At 35.0% G+C, this 18,617-nt stretch carries 20 protein-coding genes; 12 read left to right on the forward strand and 8 right to left on the reverse strand.

Translation table 11 applies throughout. The features are described from left to right. Positions 1–45: 45 nt before the first annotated feature. From CWS01_RS01135 to CWS01_RS01155, 5 genes are read right to left on the reverse strand one after another with little or no spacing between them, the layout of a single operon-like run. Complete coding sequence (locus CWS01_RS01135; RefSeq protein ID WP_101175201.1) at positions 46–492, reverse strand: spore germination protein GerPE; 447 nt, start codon at positions 490–492, stop codon at positions 46–48. A 5-nt stretch (positions 493–497) separates the two neighbouring features. After that, positions 498–677 carry a spore gernimation protein GerPD gene (locus tag CWS01_RS01140; protein ID WP_101175202.1) on the reverse strand — a complete coding sequence of 60 codons (180 nt, stop codon included), beginning with the start codon at positions 675–677 and terminating at the stop codon, positions 498–500. After that, positions 674–1,306 (reverse strand): spore germination protein GerPC, encoded by a 633-nt coding sequence (gerPC, locus tag CWS01_RS01145; protein WP_101175203.1) that lies wholly within the window; start codon positions 1,304–1,306, stop codon positions 674–676. The genes CWS01_RS01140 and gerPC overlap by 4 nt, the downstream gene beginning before the upstream one ends. A 17-nt stretch (positions 1,307–1,323) precedes the next feature. Further along, positions 1,324–1,560, reverse strand: coding sequence for a spore germination protein GerPB (locus CWS01_RS01150; protein WP_101175204.1), 237 nt, complete (start codon positions 1,558–1,560; stop codon positions 1,324–1,326). Between the two features lie 22 nt (positions 1,561–1,582). After that, positions 1,583–1,804, reverse strand: a complete 222-nt coding sequence (locus CWS01_RS01155) for a spore germination protein (RefSeq protein ID WP_101175205.1) — start codon at positions 1,802–1,804, stop codon at positions 1,583–1,585. Between the two features lie 530 nt (positions 1,805–2,334). Here CWS01_RS01155 and CWS01_RS01160 point away from each other — a divergent pair. The 10 genes from CWS01_RS01160 (at position 2,335) to CWS01_RS01205 (ending at position 11,623) form a co-directional block, all read left to right on the forward strand. Next, on the forward strand, positions 2,335–2,913 hold the full coding sequence (locus CWS01_RS01160; RefSeq protein ID WP_101175206.1) for a LemA family protein: 579 nt from the start codon (positions 2,335–2,337) through the stop codon (positions 2,911–2,913). Then, a complete protein-coding gene (locus CWS01_RS01165; protein WP_101175207.1) occupies positions 2,910–3,671 on the forward strand; it encodes a TPM domain-containing protein in 762 nt (253 codons plus the stop codon). Before CWS01_RS01160 ends, CWS01_RS01165 begins: the two co-directional genes overlap by 4 nt. A gap of 159 nt (positions 3,672–3,830) precedes the next feature. After that, positions 3,831–4,748: a fumarylacetoacetate hydrolase family protein gene (locus CWS01_RS01170; protein ID WP_101175208.1), complete on the forward strand. Its 918-nt coding sequence runs from the start codon at positions 3,831–3,833 to the stop codon at positions 4,746–4,748. A gap of 60 nt (positions 4,749–4,808) precedes the next feature. Then, the gene (locus CWS01_RS01175) at positions 4,809–5,165 is read left to right on the forward strand and encodes a YisL family protein (protein ID WP_101175209.1); all 357 of its coding nucleotides are present in this window, start codon (positions 4,809–4,811) and stop codon (positions 5,163–5,165) included. Between the two features lie 283 nt (positions 5,166–5,448). Then, a complete protein-coding gene (locus tag CWS01_RS01180) occupies positions 5,449–6,555 on the forward strand; it encodes a histidine kinase (protein ID WP_101175210.1) in 1,107 nt (368 codons plus the stop codon). Beyond that, the gene (locus tag CWS01_RS01185) at positions 6,552–7,193 is read left to right on the forward strand and encodes a response regulator transcription factor (protein ID WP_101175211.1); all 642 of its coding nucleotides are present in this window, start codon (positions 6,552–6,554) and stop codon (positions 7,191–7,193) included. The genes CWS01_RS01180 and CWS01_RS01185 overlap by 4 nt, the downstream gene beginning before the upstream one ends. 419 nt (positions 7,194–7,612) lie before the next feature. Further along, entirely contained in the window at positions 7,613–8,545 is a 933-nt protein-coding gene (locus CWS01_RS01190; protein WP_101175212.1) for an ABC transporter ATP-binding protein, read from the forward strand. An 11-nt stretch (positions 8,546–8,556) separates the two neighbouring features. Beyond that, on the forward strand, positions 8,557–9,813 hold the full coding sequence (locus CWS01_RS01195) for an ABC transporter permease (protein ID WP_101175213.1): 1,257 nt from the start codon (positions 8,557–8,559) through the stop codon (positions 9,811–9,813). Further along, complete coding sequence (locus CWS01_RS01200; RefSeq protein WP_101175214.1) at positions 9,810–10,901, forward strand: ABC transporter permease; 1,092 nt, start codon at positions 9,810–9,812, stop codon at positions 10,899–10,901. The genes CWS01_RS01195 and CWS01_RS01200 overlap by 4 nt, the downstream gene beginning before the upstream one ends. A gap of 176 nt (positions 10,902–11,077) precedes the next feature. Beyond that, positions 11,078–11,623 (forward strand): GNAT family N-acetyltransferase, encoded by a 546-nt coding sequence (locus tag CWS01_RS01205; RefSeq protein ID WP_101175215.1) that lies wholly within the window; start codon positions 11,078–11,080, stop codon positions 11,621–11,623. 88 nt (positions 11,624–11,711) lie between these two features. Here CWS01_RS01205 and CWS01_RS01210 read toward each other — a convergent pair whose 3' ends face one another. Next, entirely contained in the window at positions 11,712–12,272 is a 561-nt protein-coding gene (locus tag CWS01_RS01210) for a DUF2777 domain-containing protein (RefSeq protein WP_101175216.1), read from the reverse strand. A gap of 346 nt (positions 12,273–12,618) precedes the next feature. Here CWS01_RS01210 and asnB point away from each other — a divergent pair, with 346 nt between their 5' ends. Both asnB and CWS01_RS01220 read left to right on the forward strand, forming a co-directional pair. Further along, positions 12,619–14,466, forward strand: coding sequence for an asparagine synthase (glutamine-hydrolyzing) (gene asnB, locus CWS01_RS01215; RefSeq protein ID WP_101175217.1), 1,848 nt, complete (start codon positions 12,619–12,621; stop codon positions 14,464–14,466). A 136-nt stretch (positions 14,467–14,602) separates the two neighbouring features. Next, positions 14,603–15,679 carry a DNA alkylation repair protein gene (locus CWS01_RS01220; RefSeq protein ID WP_101175218.1) on the forward strand — a complete coding sequence of 359 codons (1,077 nt, stop codon included), beginning with the start codon at positions 14,603–14,605 and terminating at the stop codon, positions 15,677–15,679. 100 nt (positions 15,680–15,779) lie between these two features. Here the strand turns inward: CWS01_RS01220 and CWS01_RS01225 are convergent, their stop codons facing one another. Together CWS01_RS01225 and CWS01_RS01230 are read right to left on the reverse strand one after the other, a co-directional pair. After that, positions 15,780–16,685: a DMT family transporter gene (locus CWS01_RS01225; protein WP_101175219.1), complete on the reverse strand. Its 906-nt coding sequence runs from the start codon at positions 16,683–16,685 to the stop codon at positions 15,780–15,782. Positions 16,686–16,801: 116 nt separating this feature from the next. Beyond that, positions 16,802–18,562: a glycoside hydrolase family 13 protein gene (locus tag CWS01_RS01230; RefSeq protein ID WP_101175220.1), complete on the reverse strand. Its 1,761-nt coding sequence runs from the start codon at positions 18,560–18,562 to the stop codon at positions 16,802–16,804. Positions 18,563–18,617 lie beyond the last annotated feature (55 nt).

Genomic DNA, 18,617 nt, shown 5'->3' on the forward strand with positions numbered 1-18,617 from the left:
GTACACCTCCTTATTTAACAGCTTATTTTCTATATATTCATCTATTTATGTGACATTGGATACATCAAAGGGAATTTCATTCGGCGCTTCTAGCTGTATCATGTTATTCTCTGTTGAAGTAGCCTTTGGTGCATCAAGTTGTCTAATATGCTTAATTCTTACTTCTGCATATAAATGGCGACAATTGCCGATTTGCAGCAAGGAAGCGGCTGAGACCCCAGTAATATTAACATTATTTACTTTAATAATTGGTTTTAAATTTTCAAAATGACATGTTATTTCTTCCTCGATTGGCGGGAGGAGAATTGGTTCTGAATAGATTAAGTAATCATTAAAAGAACCTTCTATCCCGTAAAAGACTTTTTTTTGTCTTTGTACAGCTAAAGCCCGCGACATAGCTTGAAAATAGCTGGCGTCTCCAATTTCAAAGATAGATGAAAAAGACAGTATAGTAGCTTTTGCTTTATTGACTACAGAGGTTCTTTGCAGCATTTTTTTTATCCTTTCGGAACAAGAGGGACAAATGGGCCAATAATTAGAGATTCAGCAGGAGTATCGAATGTAGAAGCTAGCTGAATGGTCTGGGCATCCCCAATTAAACAAATGGAAGAACTTGAAACCCCGATAATATTAATATCTCCGACACTTAACTCTCGATTGTATACTTGAAAGTTCATTCATCTTTTCGTCCCTTCATATTTTCTGGAATATTGCTTAAAAAAAGATGCACACCATTTATCATTTCCTGCTTTAGAGAATCAATGGTTTTATCTACGAATTGATTTTGGTCATCCTCCTTGCTGCGATGCAATTGCTGCAGATAATATTGAATTCTCGTTGGCAATTGTTTTGTAATATCTTCCTGTATAAAAGTAATATATGATTCATCTTCCCCTAACCCTAATTCAACTTGTTTATTTGTAATAATTTCAGGCAGCTCCAATTGAATAAACTGATGTATAGCTTCTTCTATTTCCATAGAACGGGACATCATTTGCTTAGGATCTAGTGGAGGATAAAAAGGACCATTTGGATTTACAGGACCCTTCGGATTAATGGATAATTCTTCGATTTTTTCTAAATCTGCTGGGTTGAGTCCGATATTTAAGGTTCCGTCTAATCTTTCAATCTTTAGTTGATCAAAGCTGTAGTCAATTCGATCAACATGAACAGAAGGTTTCTCTTTCATCACTGTTAGTTCATTTGTTAATGTAGAGACAGTCTGCTCCAATTTTTTTATTCTTTTTTCAAGGAACTGTAAGTAGGAGCGCATTTTTTCACTATATTGGTAAAATTCCTGCGACATAAAAGATAACCTCCTTTTTACGATTTAGCAGGAGCTTGAAGAGGAACAGCAGGTGAAAAAAGCAAACTTTGATCTGCAATATCTAAAGGCTCTGATTGGGTACCTGGAGCAGATTCACTAAACCCTCCGGTGTTATATAAATAAGACGAGGGCTTAATAATCCCTGCACTGCCTACTTGAAATACAGATGAGTTTGTAATCCCGCCAATTTTAATGGTATTAATTGTAATTGACTGTTGGATAAAATAATTCATTTTTATCACCTTTAAGTTCTTTTTAGGCGTTCAAGTAATTTCCTTGGTCTGCTCCATCATTATCAAATGTATTCGTTGAACTTTGGTAGTTCGTTATGCTTAAACCATCTCCTGTATTAAAAGAACCTGATCCTGCAAAAGTTTTTGCATTTGAGATGGGCATCATTTTATAGACATCTCCAATATTAAAGATGGCACTGCTTCCTACGTTAATTACTTGTGCCACTCCAACAATAGCTGGCATAATCAACATCCTTTGTATAAGATTCTTTTTACATACTATGTGAAAGTAGGTAAGTGGTGATATATTCGCCTAAAGATTCATGTTCTCTTAATTAGCGTATTCAGCAAGTAGGTTGGACTATTACAGCAAATTAGAAGAATAGAGCACTTTCTTTATATGAAAAACAACAGGTGTGAAAATACAGAAAATTGGGGAATAGTACATATTAAAGGATGTGTCTATGAAGGATGATGAGTGAATAAGAGAAAGGGCGTCTATAATATTTTAGCTGTACATATAAAGGATTAGAGTAATATTTTTTTATCATGCATTAACGGGCTTGTGACTCCCTAGCTAAGGGATGATAAGAGAAATCTAGGTGGGGAAAAGCCGGATATAAAAGTACAAAGAAGCTGCCGCGCCCTGTGGCAACATTTGTGTGATCTTATATCCATAGGCACCCACTAACAATCAGTGAGAGACATGGAAAAACCCTACTGATTGTTAGTTTCACTTTATTCGAAAAGAAAATAAACAAGGAGTGTTTTGTGATGAAGAAAAAGTATAGTGGCATTATTATTGCAATTATTGTTATAGCTGTTCTAGTGATACTTTTTATGTCCAGCTATAACGGATTTGTTAATGCCCAAGAAGATGTGGATCAATCCTATGCACAAATTGAAAACCAGCTGCAAAGAAGGCTTGATTTAATCCCGAATCTTGTAAATACAGTCAAAGGGTATGCTTCACATGAAAAAGAAGTAATTCAATCCATTTCGGATGCACGGGCAAATTTGGCAGGAGCGACGACACCAGAGGAAGAGGCAACTGCAAATGCGCAGGTGTCAAGTGCTTTAAGCCGTCTTCTTGTAGTGGTGGAGAATTATCCGAATTTAAAAGCGGATAAACAGTTTACACAGCTGATGGATGAATTATCCGGTACAGAAAATAGAATTTCTGTTGCTCGCAAAGACTATAATGAACAAGTGGCCTCCTATAATAAAAAGGTAAAAAGGTTCCCGGGTGCTATATTAGCGCGTATTAGCGGATTTGATGAAAAGGAATATTTTAAGGCAAATAGTAATGCAGAAAACGCTCCAGAAGTAGACTTTGGAGGAAGCGGAGAATGACTGCCAAGTTATTTTCTGCTTTTTGTGCATGTGTTTTTTTTCTTTTTGCTTGTGGAAGTACATTTGCTGCAGAGAATGCAATTCCAAAGCCTGTAGGAGATATTTACGTACAAGATTTTGCTCATTTATTGAGTGATGACCAAAAGCAGGAATTAAACCAACTAGGCCGCACATTAGAAGATAAGACGACAGCACAAGTTGCTGTTTTATCTGTACAAACAACAGGGGAAAAAACAATTCAGGAATATGCTAATGAAGCTTTTCGGACTTATGGCATTGGCGATAAACAAAAAAATAATGGTGTACTTTTAGTGGTTGCTATTAAAGATAGAAAGGTAAGACTCGAAGTCGGCTATGGATTGGAAGGAAGAATACCAGATGGCAAAGCTGGAAGAATTTTAGATGAATATGCTCTTCCTTATTTGCAAAATGAAAAACCAAATAAGGCGCTAATAGAAACATATAAAGTACTTGTAAAGGAAGTATACGGAGAATATGGCATAGAAGCACCTGAAGGACTAGCAGCTGATAAACCAGTTCAGCAAGGAACAGAAACTGGTTTTCCAATGTGGATTATTATTATAATTGTTGTAGTATTATTATTTTTAGATTTTAAATTTTTTGGTGGCACAATCACCTATGCAATTCTGTCGATTCTTTCCCGTGGTGGACGAGGCGGAGGTGGTGGTTATGGAGGCGGACCAAGAAGTGGTGGTGGCGGCTCCTCTGGAGGGGGAGGGGCTGGGAGAAGTTGGTGAATTACTTGGTGATTTTTTAAAGTGGCATCAATTAAAGAACAATAAAATGACTCAGTGTAGTTTGTTCTCAATTGCTGCTGCTTTTTTTCCTTATTTTTGAATGGAAATAGTTGAAAGTTTATAATAAAAGGGATGATTATACAAGTTAGGGGTGAAGGGATGAAATTAGTAACAGCATTGTATCAAGGAAAAGAAATGGTAGGTTTATTGGGGGAGCTAGAGGATAAAGTGCTGCTAGTTAAACATGTTGAAAGGAAATGTTTTGATAGTAAGGTCTTTGCTGATACGTTGCTTATTTGTCTTCAAAATGGCGAGCAATTTTTAAAAGATATGAATTCACTTATTCAATGGGTGGAAAACAATCAGCTAGAAGGCGAATTATACATTCCACTAAAAGACGTAAAATTACTTGCACCTATTCCGAAACCAGCTAAAAACATTTTTTGCGTCGGAAAAAACTATGCAGAACATGCAATAGAAATGGGAAGCAAAGACGATATACCTGAACATGTGATGATTTTTACTAAAGCTCCAACAACAGTGATTGGGCCTAATGAACAAATTCTTCTCCATAAAGAAGTAACAGAACAGCTTGATTATGAAGGAGAGTTAGCCGTTGTTATTGGGAAAAAAGGACGAGGAATAAAAAAAGAGGAAGCCTTTGATTATGTTTTTGGCTATACCATTCTGAACGATATTACAGCAAGGGATCTGCAAAAAAAACATAAGCAATTTTTTATTGGAAAAAGCCTAGATAACAGTGCACCAATGGGACCTTGGATTGTTACAAAGGATGCAATCAAGAATCCGAACCACTTGCAGGTACAAACAATGGTGAATGGGGAAGTAAGACAAGATTCCAATACAGAGCATTTTATTTTTCCAATCGAAGAAGTAATAAGTGTTTTATCCAAGGGCATGACATTGGAGCCAGGCGACATAATTGCAACAGGAACTCCTGCTGGTGTGGGGAAAGGATTCAAACCACCCCGTTTTTTAAAAGCAGGAGATAAAATAGACATAAAAGTAGAGAATATTGGCGTTTTAACCAATATTGTAGGGGAAAGCAGCAAGTAAGACACTGCCTGCCACTTTAAATTATGATAAGATATTAAAAGAAAAGGAGGGGACATACTTATGATACATGCACATATAACTTCATGGGCATTGGCGCTTATTCTTTTTGTGATAGCACTAGTATTGCATAAAAGCGGCAAAGCAAAAGGCAGCAAAATTGTACATATGATTCTTCGGTTAATGTATTTATTTGTAATTGGAACAGGCATTTGGATTCTCATTTCTTTTGGAAGTCTTCCAGTAAAATACTTATTAAAAACACTAGTAGGACTATGGGTTGTTGTAATGTTTGAAATGATTCTTGTTCGTACAAAAAAGGACAGAAAAACAAGCATTCTTTGGATACAATTTATTGTAGCACTAGTGCTAGTTCTCTATTTAGGAATGACATTGCCGATGGGAATTTGGCATTATTAAAAACAAAAACACTAGAAAAGGACAATGCGTAGTGAAAAACTCGATGCATTGTCCTTTTAATTAGTTGCGGCCCAAACACTAGTTAATATCTTGCAATGCGTTCTTTTCTTTCAATCTCCAACTTGAGCCTTAGCTCCTTTAGTGTTCCGCCTTTCCCACAGGGGCACTCCAATCAGCAGAGTATAAAAAATAACAACTGGCTTTAACACAACCATTTTTTTATTGCCAGTTTTATCCTCTTTTGATACGTTAAAAGCACTAACAGAAATGAGGTGAAAGGAATGTGAGAACTTATTATCCGAAATTATTGCTGTTATTGTTTTTATTGGGAAGTGTATTATTTACTGCTTTTTCTTATCATATTTCGTTTCTTATTCTGCTTTTTTCATCATCTTGTATTCTTGCATTATTTTTTATTACTCCGATAGTGAAGAAAAAAACAGCATTTTATATTTTGATATTTATTCTAATAGAAGCTTTAGTCATATTAATGGATAGACAATTTGTAGTTTATTTATATGCTATATTGCTATTTCTTTTAATAGAATGCAGCAAAGAGTTGGCGGTATATACTTTTCGGATTCTTTTAATTGCTCTTGCAATCATTAATTTGTTAATCTTTTTCTTTTTTTATTCTTCCTTTGTGCTTATGTATTTATGTGGAACGAGTTTAATTGTTATCCTTTTATATCGTGTAAATGAAGTATCCCAGGATTATTTACAAGTAAGAAATGCATATGAATCTTTAGTTAATGAATTTCGCATTCAAAAGCGACATGCTTATCAAAATGAAAAGGCAGCCAGACTGGAAGAGCGCAATCTTATTGCAAGAGAAATGCATGATGCAGTCGGACATAAGTTAACGGCTTTACTAATGCAAATCGAGCTGTTTAGAATTCAAGAGAAGAACGACTCTTTTAATATCCTGAAAAATATGGCTTTGGAATCATTAGAAGAAACGAGAAAAGCTGTACGCATTTTGCAGGAAGAAGAACTTCATGGAATTTCCTCTGTTTTGCATTTAATAAAAAAATTGGAAAGTGAAAATACGGTTTATGTTCATTTGACAACCAAAAAGGGAGTTCTTCAAGTATCTATAAATAATCACCAAAGCACAATCCTATACCGCATTATGCAAGAGGGATTAACGAATGCAATGAAATATGCCAGTTCTAAACAAGTTTTTATTACATTAAGTATTTCTCCAATTGGCCATATTATGTTTGAATTAAAAAATAAGTATGTGCATAAACATTCATTACATGAAGGGTTCGGACTGAAAAATATGAAGAAGCGCATAGAAGAAATTGGCGGAACATTACATATATATCAAGTAGAAGATCAATTTATTGTACAAGGAACAATGCCTGTAGAGGAGATAAAAATATGATAAGGGTGCTAATAGCAGAGGATCAGGGGATTGTAAGAAATGGTTTGAAAATGATTATTGAGCAAGACCCAGACATAAAGGTTGTTGCAGAAGCGGAAAATGGCAAAGAAGTATTAAGGCAATTAGACATGTATGCAGTAGATATTGTATTAATGGATATACGAATGCCTGTTATGGATGGAATAGAAGCAACGGAACAAATCAGGAAAATATTTCCGAATGTAAAGATATTAATTTTAACAACATTTAATGACGAAGAGTATGCGATTCAAGCATTTAAAAAAGGGGCAAATGGATTTTTATTAAAGACAACAGACAGCGCGTATTTATTGCAGAGCATTAAAAGCTGTTTGGCAGGGGGAATGTCTATTCATAATGAAGTGGCTCCAAAATTGATGTCAAAGCTTCTTTCAAAAAATAAAACAGAACCTACCATACAGCATAATTATCATTTAACAGATAGAGAAAAAGAAATCGTTCAACATATAGGATTGGGAAAAACCAATAAAGAAATTGCGGGGGAGTTATTTTTATCTGTGGGAACAGTAAAAAATCATATTACACAGATTTTAACCAAACTAGAATTAAGAGATCGGACACAGCTTGCTATTTTTGCAGTGAAAAATGATTTTATTTAATTTGGATAGGATTATGTTTATCCCGCATTAACGGGCTTTTGACCTCCACCTCAAAATTATGAGAAGAAAGGAGAAATTTAGGTGGGGACAACTGCCCGTAAAAGCCCGATTGGTTCAACTAACAATCAGTGGGGATGGAAAAAAAAACGCTGATTGAAGTTTCACTTTATTGTGCTGTATTTATGTGTTTAGGTAAAGAATCTTCATTTAGATGCAAGTGAGAAAGTATGCTTTTTTGAATTGTATTATGAAATAAAACTGTTTAAAAAGGGGAAGAGAAATCTTTTCCTTTTTATTTTGAAGTGAATATGTCGAGAGTCTATGACTTAAGTCATTTATTTTTCTGTAAGAAGTGACCTTTAGTTATAGGAGCATAGGAGAATTTTCTTTAAGATAGGAAATAGAAAGGATGATGATACATGTTAGAAATAATAAAGTTGTCCAAAGCATATAAGCAAAAAAAGGTAGTTGATTCAATTAATCTGTACTTGGATAGTGGAGAAACGGTTGGTTTGTTGGGACCGAATGGAGCAGGAAAATCAACGACTATTTCTTTGATTTCTTCTTTAGTTTCACCTAGCGGCGGGGATGTACGTTTGTATAATGAAAGCATTTTGAAATCACCGCAAAGTTTGCGAGAGATTTTAGGAGTTGTTCCTCAAGAAATTGCTCTTTATATGGAGCTATCTGCAAGAGAAAATTTAATTTTTTTCGGGAAGATGCATCGTATTCCAAACAGCCGCCTGCAAAAGCGGGTCGATGAAGTATTGGATATTATCGGTCTAAAAGACAGAGAAAAAGATTTAGTAAAAACATTTTCTGGTGGAATGAAACGAAGATTAAATATTGGTGTGGCACTTATTCATGAGCCGAAAATTATTATTATGGATGAACCGACAGTTGGGATTGATCCGCAATCTAGGAACTATATTTTAGAAACAGTGAAAAATCTTAATAAAGAAGAAAATATAACTGTTCTTTATACAAGTCATTATATGGAGGAAGTAGAGTTCCTTTGTGATCGCATTTACATTATGGATCATGGACAAATCATTGCATCTGGCACAAAAGAAGAGTTGAAAAATATTCTTTCCCAAGAAACAGCAATCAATATTAAAGTGGAATTAATTAAACATGATTTTGTTGAGGCATTAAAGAGTCAGAGCAATGTTAAAAATTTATCGATTCAGCAATCTGTCATTACGGTAATTGTTCCAAAACAAGTAAATATGTTGAAGGACATTTTTAAATTAGCGGAAGAACATACAACAAATGTACTCTCCGTAAATATTGTAACACCGACTTTAGAGGACGTATTTTTACATCTGACAGGTCGTCAGTTAAGAGATTAGGAGGGGATGGCATGTTCTTTCAGCTAATAAAAAAAGAATTGCTTGTCATATGGCGAAGACCGAGAGAATTAATTGTCCTTTTATTAATGCCGTTTATTTTAATCACCATATTAGGAAGTGCACTAGGAGCATTTAATGATGGTGATGTAAAAGTAGATGCAAAACTTGCTGTTCTTTTAAAAGATGATCCACAGCTAGCACAAGATAAAATAATAAAGGAAATTCAAAACACGGCTTTATCTAACGAGGAAAAAGCACAAAAAATCGCCCTTATTTCTGCCTTTCATCCAGTAGATATTTTTTTAAATGAAGTAATAGAAACGAAAGAGTTAAAAAAAGTATTAAAAGTGACCGTTATAGAAAAGACACTTTCGCCAAAAGAGCAAAAAAAATATGATGGCATATTAGAAATTCCTGTGTCTTTTTCAGAAGAATTTTATCAAAAACTTCTCAATGAAAAGGGAGAAGGTGGAAAGTGGGAATTGGCAGTTGCAGACAATACATCAGTAAATGCTACTGTTATTCAAGATATTGTAACAAGTTTCGAGAAAGAGATTAACTTAGCAAAAACTGCCCAACAATTACAAGTTGATTACGCAAAAATAGTTTCTGGCCAAAATAAGGTCGCTACAATCGAAAATATAACAAAGAAAAAAGAAATCGATGCATTTTCTTATTATGCAGTGGGCATGTGTGTCATGTTTGTATTTTATGTGGCGACAACAGTATCTGGTTTTGCTTATCAGCAGAAAGAAGATCATATGTATGAGCGAATACTGCTGGCAAGTGTTTCTCCTTTTGCCTATTTTGCAGGAATATTTGCAGCGACATTTTTGCTTTCCTTTGTTCAGTTAAATCTATTATTCAGTCTAACTGCTCTTTTTTATGGAGTGGCGTTTCCAAATATTATGTATTATTTATGTGTTACTATAGCATTAAATTGTATGACAGCAAGTTTTGCCGTTTTTATTACCGCAATTAGTTATATAACAAACTCAAAAAATATAGAAAGTCTATTTTCTAGTTTAATTGTCCCAATTATAGCATTTGTTGGGGGGAGTTTTTTTGACCTTAGTGCTATTGGCGGATTTATGGAAAGGTTAGGAGAAGTATCTCCAGGGGGTGCTGCGCTTACCGCTTATTTAAAAGTTATACAAGGATTTTCCCTTTATGATATGGCAGAACAATTTCAAGCAATCTTCCTATTTACTGGTGTATTGCTTTTCGTAACGATGATGTTAATTAGGAAAAGAGGTGCGGCAATATGAAGGCCATTCTATGGGGGAAATTTAGACAATTTATTCGAAAGCCAGGTGCCCTTCTTATTACTACGATAATTTGTATTGCATTTTCTTTTCTACTAGGGAAATCGTCTTTTTCAAAAATGGAAGTGCCTGTTTTTACAGAAAAAGAAAATGATATGCAAACGATTATAGCAGAATTGAATAAAAGTGAAAGTTATTCTTTTAAACGGTTTTCTAAAGAAGAAGTCAAAAAGAAAGTGGAAGAAGGGGAAGCAACTGCAGGATTAAAGCTTAGCGACAATAGCTATACACTATATCGGGTTGCTGATACTGCTGATGTGATGCTAATCAACCGCTATGTGGAAAAGTATTATCAAACTAAACAGCAAAAGCAGTCTTTATTAGAAATGACAGTGAACCAGGATGCTGAAAAAATAGTCGAAGAGAATGAAAAAGATCCAATTTTAGCTGTTTCCTATGATAGTGCTTCGTCTCAGAAACAATCAACATATAATCAAGCACTGCAGGCATTATTTGGATTTACGCTATTTTTTAGCATCTATACAGTGGCGTATACAGTCGTGGAAATTTTAAGAGATAAACAAAATGGCATATGGGACCGTTTTATACTATCATCGACTTCGAAAACACAGCTTTATTTAGGGCATTTATTGTTTAGTTTTATTGTGGGATACATTCAAATCATGCTGATTTTTTCTGTATTTAACTATGCGTTAGGTGTAGACTTTTCTGGAAAGTTTTACATGGTATTTATTTTAATTATTCCGTATTTATATGCGATTGTTGCATTAGCGATTTTATTGACAGGTTTGGTGAAAACAGCAAGCCAATTTACTTCCATTATTCCACTGATATCCGTAAGCTTTGCGATGTTAGGTGGTGCTTATTGGCCATTAGAAATTGTCACTTCCAAATTTTTATTGCTGCTCTCGAAGTTTGTTCCGATAACCTATGGCATGGAGATGCTAAAAAAGGCCATTATCCAAAGTGCGTCATGGACAGAACTCCTGCTGCCAATTGCTATTCTTATGCTAATGGGAACATTAATGCTAGGAATAGGCATCCGTTTAATTGAAAGAAGACATGTTTGATAGCAAACTAGCTTACTAGAACAGGACAGCCAATAAATCGGGGAAGACGGCAAATAAACGGCAGATCCCTCCAAAAGAAATGTGCAATAGAGACATAATTCATGTCCTCTTTGCCCATTTTTTTCATTGTTTTTAAATCAACGTTATAATAACTATTATAGGAAAGGGAGGGTACGATGTTTATACATAAAATCAACGAAAATCTTTCATTAAAGCTTGTCGATATAAGAGATGCAGAATCTATCTTTAGCTTAACGAATAAAAATAGAAAACATTTGCGAGAGTGGCTGCCATGGCTTGATATAACAACTAGATTAGAAGATACACAGTCTTTTGTTAAAAGCTGTTTAACAGGATATGCTGAAAATAAAAGCATGAATGTAATGATTATATGGAAAGGAGAAATAGTCGGAATGGCATCCTTTAATCAAATTAATTGGGCGAATCAAACGACCTATATCGGCTATTGGCTTGCGGAAGGATTTCAAGGGAATGGAATTATGACAAAAACGGCTAAAGCATTAACTGAATATGCGTTTAAAGAGCTGAAACTAAATAAAGTGGAAATTCGAGCAGCTGTTGAAAACAAAAAAAGCAGAAGTATCCCAGAAAGATTAGGGTTTGTACAAGAAGGAATCATTCGGCAAGGAGAATGGCTGTATGACCATTATGTAGATACTGTAGTGTATGGGATGCTTCGCGAGGAGTGGCATAATAAATAAGTAAAAACCCGATTTTCTATTGGTCTCGAGTAGAAAATCGGGTTTTGCTGAATATCATCTAAAAGAGCTCATTTTTCATCTCTCCTAGTTAAGAAGACAATTTCTCAATAATCATCCGTTTACCCGTATTTAATGTAAATTCAAACCGGTCTGTCACTTTTTCATTATAATAAAAATGATGATTTATACTGCATAGCCCTTCTTGATTATCAAAAATCATCATATTGACACCGCTTTTTCTTTTTACATCTTTTAAAAAGGTAAGCTGGTTATAACAATAGATACAGTCATAAATGGAAAATTTCATCGTATTTAATGTGGTTATAAACTGGTAAAAACTATCATCACTAATTTCCTCCAAAAGTCTTTCTAATGCAAAGACAAGGTGCTTGCGTATACGAATGGTATCTTGATTTTTAAGAGTAAGAATGGAACCAGATGCATTTACCATCCCCTCATCCAAAAGAATGCCTTTTCGCCAGTTATTTAATGATAGCACTTCAATTTCTTGATGAATATATTCCTCTAATAAAGAAGCCTCTTCTGTTTCATCATCAAAAAAAATCCATTGATCATTTATATATTCAACAGTGCCCATCGTAAAAGCACGAGTTTGGTATTCAATAAGCTTCAAACGTTGCTGTTTCATTGTAAACCTCCTATTTGCTCCATTAAATTCTTTTTAGACATAAATTGCCTATTTTAAACTTATCATGCTTTCATACGAAAAAACGATAGAAACAAAACTCCTCACCTTGAAAAATTAGGCTGTGTTAAACTTGGCTGTTAAGGGTGTTCACTTTTATGCAGCAGTCTTATACAACTGCTCCAATCAACAGGGTGCAAAATCAAATAATTAGCTTTAACACAGCCAAAAATTAAAGTAAATGAATTAGTTTATATGGACAAATAACCATTCGTTTATTTCCGCATAGAATACTCCATATTGATTGGTATCTAATCAAACTTTCCACTTTAGAAAGGATGATAATCAAATGTGTGGAATAACAGGTTGGGTTGATTACAAAAAGGACTTGAGAAAAGAATCGGATATACTAGAGGCGATGGCGGAAACATTAGCAAAAAGGGGACCAGATGATACGAATGTATGGACGAAGCTGCATGCTGGGTTTGGTCATAAGCGTTTAGTTGTAGTAGATCCACTTAATGGCATTCAGCCGATGACAAAGGAAAAAGAAGGTTTTTCATATACTATTTGCTACAATGGTGAGCTGTACAATACAGAAGACATAAGAAAAGAATTACTAATAAAAGGATATTCATTTAATGGTCATAGTGATACAGAAGTTTTATTAGCATCCTATATAGAATGGCAAGAAGAATGCTTACAATACTTAAATGGCATCTTTGCTTTTGCTGTATGGGATGAAAAAAGAAATTCTTTATTTATCGGAAGAGACCGTTTAGGGGTAAAGCCATTGTTTTATTCTGAAACAGGTTCTGGATTTATCTTTGGATCGGAAATGAAAGCATTGCTTGCTAATCCAAGTGTAAAAGCAGAATTAAACCGGGAAGGATTGGCAGAAGTATTTGCATTAGGGCCTTCTCATACACCAGGAAGCGGCATTTTTAAAGGGATTAAAGAATTGCGGCCAGGTCATGCATTAAAATTCTCACAAGAGGGCTTAAAAATATGGCGCTATTGGAATGTGAAAAGTGAACAGCATGAAGATACATTTGAAGAAACAGTAGAAAAAGTGCGCTATCTATTTAAGGATGCTGTCACAAGACAATTAGTTTCCGATGTGCCCTTAAGCACTTTTTTATCTGGAGGAGTAGATTCGAGTGCTATTACAGCAATTGCCTCGAATGAATATAAACAATCTGGAAAAGGGCCTCTTCATACGTATTCCATTGATTATGAAGGCAATGATAAATTTTTTAAAGCAAATGAATTTCAGCCAAATTCAGATGGCGTTTATATTAAGAAGATGACAGATACTTTTGGAACTATTCATCATAATTGCATTATTACGCAAGAAACACTGGCACAGTTTCTGCATGAAGCCGTGACGGTAAGAGATGTGCCTGGAATGGCTGATGTAGATTCTTCGCTTTTATGGTTTTGCCGGGAAATAAAAAAAGATTTTGTTGTCAGTTTATCTGGAGAATGTGCGGATGAAATTTTTGGTGGATATCCATGGTTTAGAAGAGAAGCCGATTTGGCTCGAGGTGGATTTCCATGGATGAGATCGATTCAAGAAAGACAGGGTTTGTTAAAAGAGGGTTGGAGCAGCAAGCTAAAGCTAGAAGATTATATGATGGATAAATATAATCAAACAATTGCGGAAACCCCTAAATTAGATGGCGAAAGCAAAGAAGATGCCAAAAGAAGAGAATTATTTTATTTAAATCAGCTTTGGTTTATGACAACATTGCTAGAGCGCAAAGATAGAATGAGTATGGGAGCAAGTTTGGAAGTCCGTGTTCCATTTGCAGACCATCGCCTTGTAGAATATGTATGGAATGTGCCATGGGAAATGAAGAATTATCAAAACAGAGAAAAAGGATTGCTTAGAAAAGCGTTAGAAGGAATTCTGCCAGAGGAAGTCTTATACCGCAAGAAAAGTCCGTATCCGAAAACGCATAATCCTATTTATACAAAAACAGTAAAAGATATGCTGACAAATATACTTGCAAATAAAAGCTCTGCCTTATATGAATTTTTTGATAAAGAAAAATTAAATCAAATTATTGAAACAGAAGGATCGGCTTTTAAAGAACCATGGTTTGGGCAATTAATGACAGGACCACAATTACTGGCACATTTAGCCCAGATGCATTATTGGTTTAAAGACTATAATATTAATGTAGTAGATTAATAAATATAAAAAGAGCACTAATTATTTCATAAATAAAACAGGGAGAAAAAAACTTCTCCCTGTTTTATTTTTTGGGTATGAAAGGAACGTTTGTTCGGTTATAATAGAAAGGACAAAGAGGATAAAAGGTGATAATATGGAGCCATTAAAAAATATATACAATACATTATTTTTACAGAAGTTAGCCCAAGCAATCAAAACAGAATATATAGACTTTCATGAACAGGAGTTTATCGAGTTAGCAGTGCAAGATGATTGGGAAGAGCTTGCCTTAAAGGAGAGAATGCGCCGCATCACAATTTCTTTACATAAGACCATCCCATTAGAGTATACGGAGGTGCTTGATTGCTTTTACAAAGCTGCCCCAAAATTTACAGGACTAGCAGGCATTATTTTTCCTGATTATGTAGAAGTATATGGACGCGAGTATTGGGAGGAATCTATCTCTGCTTTAGAATATTTCACCGAATACTCAACTTCAGAGTTTGCCGTCCGTCCCTATTTATTGTTGGATCAAACGACAATGCTGGATCAGATGAAAATTTGGGCAAAAAGCGAAAATGAACATATTCGCAGATTGGCAAGCGAAGGATGCCGCCCCCGGTTGCCATGGGGCATGTCCATTCCTGCTTTAAAGAAGGATCCTTTTCCAATATTACCTATTCTAGAAATGTTAAAAGCGGATGAGTCTTTATATGTTCGCAAAAGTGTTGCTAATAGTTTAAATGATATTTCAAAAACACATCCTGACCTAATGATAGAGATTGCACAACGATGGTATGGACATAATCCACATACAAACTGGATTATAAAGCATGCATCGAGAACACTGCTGAAAAAGGGAGATATTCGAGCTTTGCGGATTTTCGGCTATCAAAATAGCGAAGGTGTAGAAATAACAGATTTTATTTGCAGAGGAACTACGCTGAGAATCGGAGAAAGTCTTAATTTTTCCTTTCAAGCTGCTTCTGCTTATGAGAAAAAATTAAGGATAGAATATGCAATTGATTATGTAAAAGCAAATGGAAAAAGAAATCGCAAAGTGTTTCATTTATCAGAAACTGTTTTGCACCAAGGTGAAAAAAGACGTTATGAAAAAACACATGTATTTAAAGATCTAACAACAAGAAAACATTATGCGGGTATGCATACGCTAACTATTTTTGTGAATGGTGAAAGGAAAAAAGAGATTGATTTTGAAGTGGAAAAATAGCAAAAAAGGGGTTGAATGAAAACAGTTGACTATTGAGAATGACGAAGAGAGCGAGCGTTTTTTGGGCAGCATGAAAAGAGGCTGTAATTGTATCAGCCTCTTAAACAGCTTCCTTTTTTTGTCTGATTTCTCGTTTTTGCTGCTGCTGTAGAAGAAAAAAGAATACACCACAAAGGACAAGCAATCCGCCGGCAATTTGCCAGCCAACTAATGTTTCTCCTAATAATAGAATGGCTAGTATAGTAGCACCTACTGGTTCTCCTAATATGCTCATAGAAATCGTGGTGGCATTTACATAATTAAGGAGCCAATTGTTAATAACATGTGCAATAGTCGGAACAATGGCAAGCAATAGAAAAATTCCCCATTCTTTAGAAGGATATCCTGTTAAATGTTCCCCGATTATTAAGTTGTAAATGGTTAACAAACATGCCGCAAAAAAGAAGACGGTGCATGTGTAAATCCAATGAGACATCTTTTTGACAATGCTTTGGCCAATCAGCAAATAGCCAACTACTGCAATAACACTTAAAAAAGAACAAATATCGCCAAGGAGTGCTTTACTATCCAATGTAATATCTCCCCAGCCAATCATCATTGCTCCTATTATCGCCATTCCCATTGTCATGATGGCTGAGGAGGTTGTACGTTCTCGAAAGAAGAGAAATCCCCCCAATAAGGAGATAATCGGCTGCAGTGCTAGAATAATCGTCGAACTTGCAACAGTTGTCAATTTTAAGGAAGTAAACCATAAAGCAAAATGCAAGGCCAAAAAGGTTCCCGAAAAAAATAAAAGCCGCCAATCATGTTTTGTTAATTTTTTAAATTCCTGTCTATTTAAATACACCATTGGAAGCATCAAGCCACATGCGAGCCACATGCGATACATGCTTAAAATGGTGGCAGGTGAATCAGACCACTTAACAAAAATGGCAGAAAAAGAAATAGCAATAATAGAAATAAGCAATGGCAGCCCAATGGACTTTGAATTATTTGTCTGCTCCACTATAGTCCTCCTGTATTTACTCTAATGTATAATAGTAAATATAGTACTTATCATTAGGTTAAACAAGAAGATTATCGCAATTTAAGGAATATCCTTCTATTTTTAAAAATCTGAAATCATCGTGCAAAAGACAGAATGTTGCTTTCATACGGTTTCATTACAACCGTCAGCTCTTGTGCTTCAGCAGCATATTCATGGTGATTTATAAGCATCGTAATTTTTTTTCCTTTTAATGAAAATGGCAATGTATAATGAATTTCTTGGTCGCTATGATTAAGAATGACAACGATATACTCTGAGTCATTTTCTTTATAATAAGCAAAACATTTATCAATTGGCGGAAGAAAGTACAGCGGTCCGTCGAATGTCAAAAGTGGTGTTTCTTTGCGAATTCGTATTAATGTTTTTATATAATTTTTAAAATCTAAATCATGATGTTCCTCCTGCCAAGGCATGCATTTGCGGCAGCCAGGATCACTGCCCCCATCTAAACCGATTTCATCTCCATAATAAATGCATGGAGTTCCAGGATAGGTCATTAAAAAAGTAAATAATAGTTTCACCCGTTCTTTGCGATACTGGCATTCATTTAAAATGCGAGGAGTATCATGGCTGCCTACAATATTAAATAGCAGATGATTTACATTATCTGAGTACTGTTGAAGAATGGTAGTAATATCTTCAATGAACTGCTGCGCAGACAGCATATCATATGCAAAAAACTGCAGTGATTTGCTTAACACGGGATAGTTCATAACCGAATCAAATTGATCTCCTCTAAGCCAAGGCAATGCATCATGCCAAACTTCTCCTAAAATAAACAAGTCTGGTTTTATAGCTTTTACAGTAGAGCGGAATTCCCTCCAAAAGCAGTGGTCTATTTCATTTGCTACGTCTAATCTCCAGCCATCAATATTGCATTCTGTAATCCAGTAAGAAGCAATTTCAAATAAATATTTTTTTACTTCTGGATTGGATGTATTTAATTTTGGCATATTTTCATAAAATCCAAATGTTTCATAATGAAAGCCATTTTCCTCTCTAACAGGGAATTGATTAATATGAAACCAATCTTTATATGGTGAATTTTCTCCATTAACAAGCACATCTTGAAATGGTGGAAACTGGTCACTGCTATGATTAAATACGGCATCAAGCATTACACGTATGCCTCTGTTATGACACTCCTCTACAAGTCTGCGGAAAAGATCAATATCTCCAAATTGTGGATCTATCTTAAAATAATCAATGGTATCGTATTTATGATTGCTTTTTGCATAGAAAATGGGGGTAAGATAGATTCCAGTAATGCCTAAATCCTCGAGATAATCTAATGCTTCCATGATTCCTTGAAAGTCGCCGCCAAAAAAATTCGTTAAATTTGGTTCCTCTTCTCCCCAGCCAACTGTATGATCAGGATTTAAAGAGGCATTGCCATTACGGAAACGCTCTGGGAAAATTTGATACCAAATTGTTTCATACACCCACTTGGGAGGAGAAAACAAATCCTTTTTATGCATATAAGGAAAACAAAAATACCAGCCAGTATCTTCTGGAATAAAGGGAGAAAATCCTTTTTCCGTTAAAGTGATTTGCTGTTCATCGTTTTTTAAAATAAAACCATAACGAACTCGTTTATGGTCGGACTTAATGGCAGTTTGCCAATAGTCAAATAAACCATCGCTTCCAGTTTTTTTCATGCCTTGGCGAAAGGTTACCCACCGATAGTCTGACGTTTCATATTGATCCCCATAAATTATTTCAATTTCAGATACATTTTCTTTTTTTGTACGAATACGGATATGCAAAGTTTCAGAATCATGAAGATAGCAATAGTTATCAACAGCTCTATGATAAATCGATGTTAAATCAATCATTATATTCTCTCTCTCCTTAAAGAAAACTTTTCCATATTGTTGCCAAAATTACTAG

The organism is Niallia nealsonii, from assembly GCF_002835805.1.
Lineage (GTDB): Bacteria > Bacillota > Bacilli > Bacillales > Cytobacillaceae > Niallia > Niallia nealsonii.

Bases quoted from the DNA above. Each gene is read 5' to 3' on its own strand.
- CWS01_RS01175 (WP_101175209.1), top strand. From the start codon at position 4,809: ATGATACATGCACATATAACTTCATGGGCATTGGCGCTTATTCTTTTT.
- CWS01_RS01190 (WP_101175212.1), top strand. From the start codon at position 7,613: ATGTTAGAAATAATAAAGTTGTCCAAAGCATATAAGCAAAAAAAGGTA.
- CWS01_RS01210 (WP_101175216.1), bottom strand. From the start codon at position 12,272: ATGAAACAGCAACGTTTGAAGCTTATTGAATACCAAACTCGTGCTTTT.
- CWS01_RS01135 (WP_101175201.1), bottom strand. From the start codon at position 492: ATGCTGCAAAGAACCTCTGTAGTCAATAAAGCAAAAGCTACTATACTG.
- CWS01_RS01140 (WP_101175202.1), bottom strand. From the start codon at position 677: ATGAACTTTCAAGTATACAATCGAGAGTTAAGTGTCGGAGATATTAAT.
- CWS01_RS01185 (WP_101175211.1), top strand. From the start codon at position 6,552: ATGATAAGGGTGCTAATAGCAGAGGATCAGGGGATTGTAAGAAATGGT.
- asnB (WP_101175217.1), top strand. From the start codon at position 12,619: ATGTGTGGAATAACAGGTTGGGTTGATTACAAAAAGGACTTGAGAAAA.
- CWS01_RS01220 (WP_101175218.1), top strand. From the start codon at position 14,603: ATGGAGCCATTAAAAAATATATACAATACATTATTTTTACAGAAGTTA.
- CWS01_RS01160 (WP_101175206.1), top strand. From the start codon at position 2,335: ATGAAGAAAAAGTATAGTGGCATTATTATTGCAATTATTGTTATAGCT.
- CWS01_RS01170 (WP_101175208.1), top strand. From the start codon at position 3,831: ATGAAATTAGTAACAGCATTGTATCAAGGAAAAGAAATGGTAGGTTTA.
- CWS01_RS01230 (WP_101175220.1), bottom strand. From the start codon at position 18,562: ATGATTGATTTAACATCGATTTATCATAGAGCTGTTGATAACTATTGC.
- gerPC (WP_101175203.1), bottom strand. From the start codon at position 1,306: ATGTCGCAGGAATTTTACCAATATAGTGAAAAAATGCGCTCCTACTTA.
- CWS01_RS01150 (WP_101175204.1), bottom strand. From the start codon at position 1,560: ATGAATTATTTTATCCAACAGTCAATTACAATTAATACCATTAAAATT.
- CWS01_RS01165 (WP_101175207.1), top strand. From the start codon at position 2,910: ATGACTGCCAAGTTATTTTCTGCTTTTTGTGCATGTGTTTTTTTTCTT.
- CWS01_RS01155 (WP_101175205.1), bottom strand. From the start codon at position 1,804: ATGCCAGCTATTGTTGGAGTGGCACAAGTAATTAACGTAGGAAGCAGT.
- CWS01_RS01200 (WP_101175214.1), top strand. From the start codon at position 9,810: ATGAAGGCCATTCTATGGGGGAAATTTAGACAATTTATTCGAAAGCCA.
- CWS01_RS01195 (WP_101175213.1), top strand. From the start codon at position 8,557: ATGTTCTTTCAGCTAATAAAAAAAGAATTGCTTGTCATATGGCGAAGA.
- CWS01_RS01205 (WP_101175215.1), top strand. From the start codon at position 11,078: ATGTTTATACATAAAATCAACGAAAATCTTTCATTAAAGCTTGTCGAT.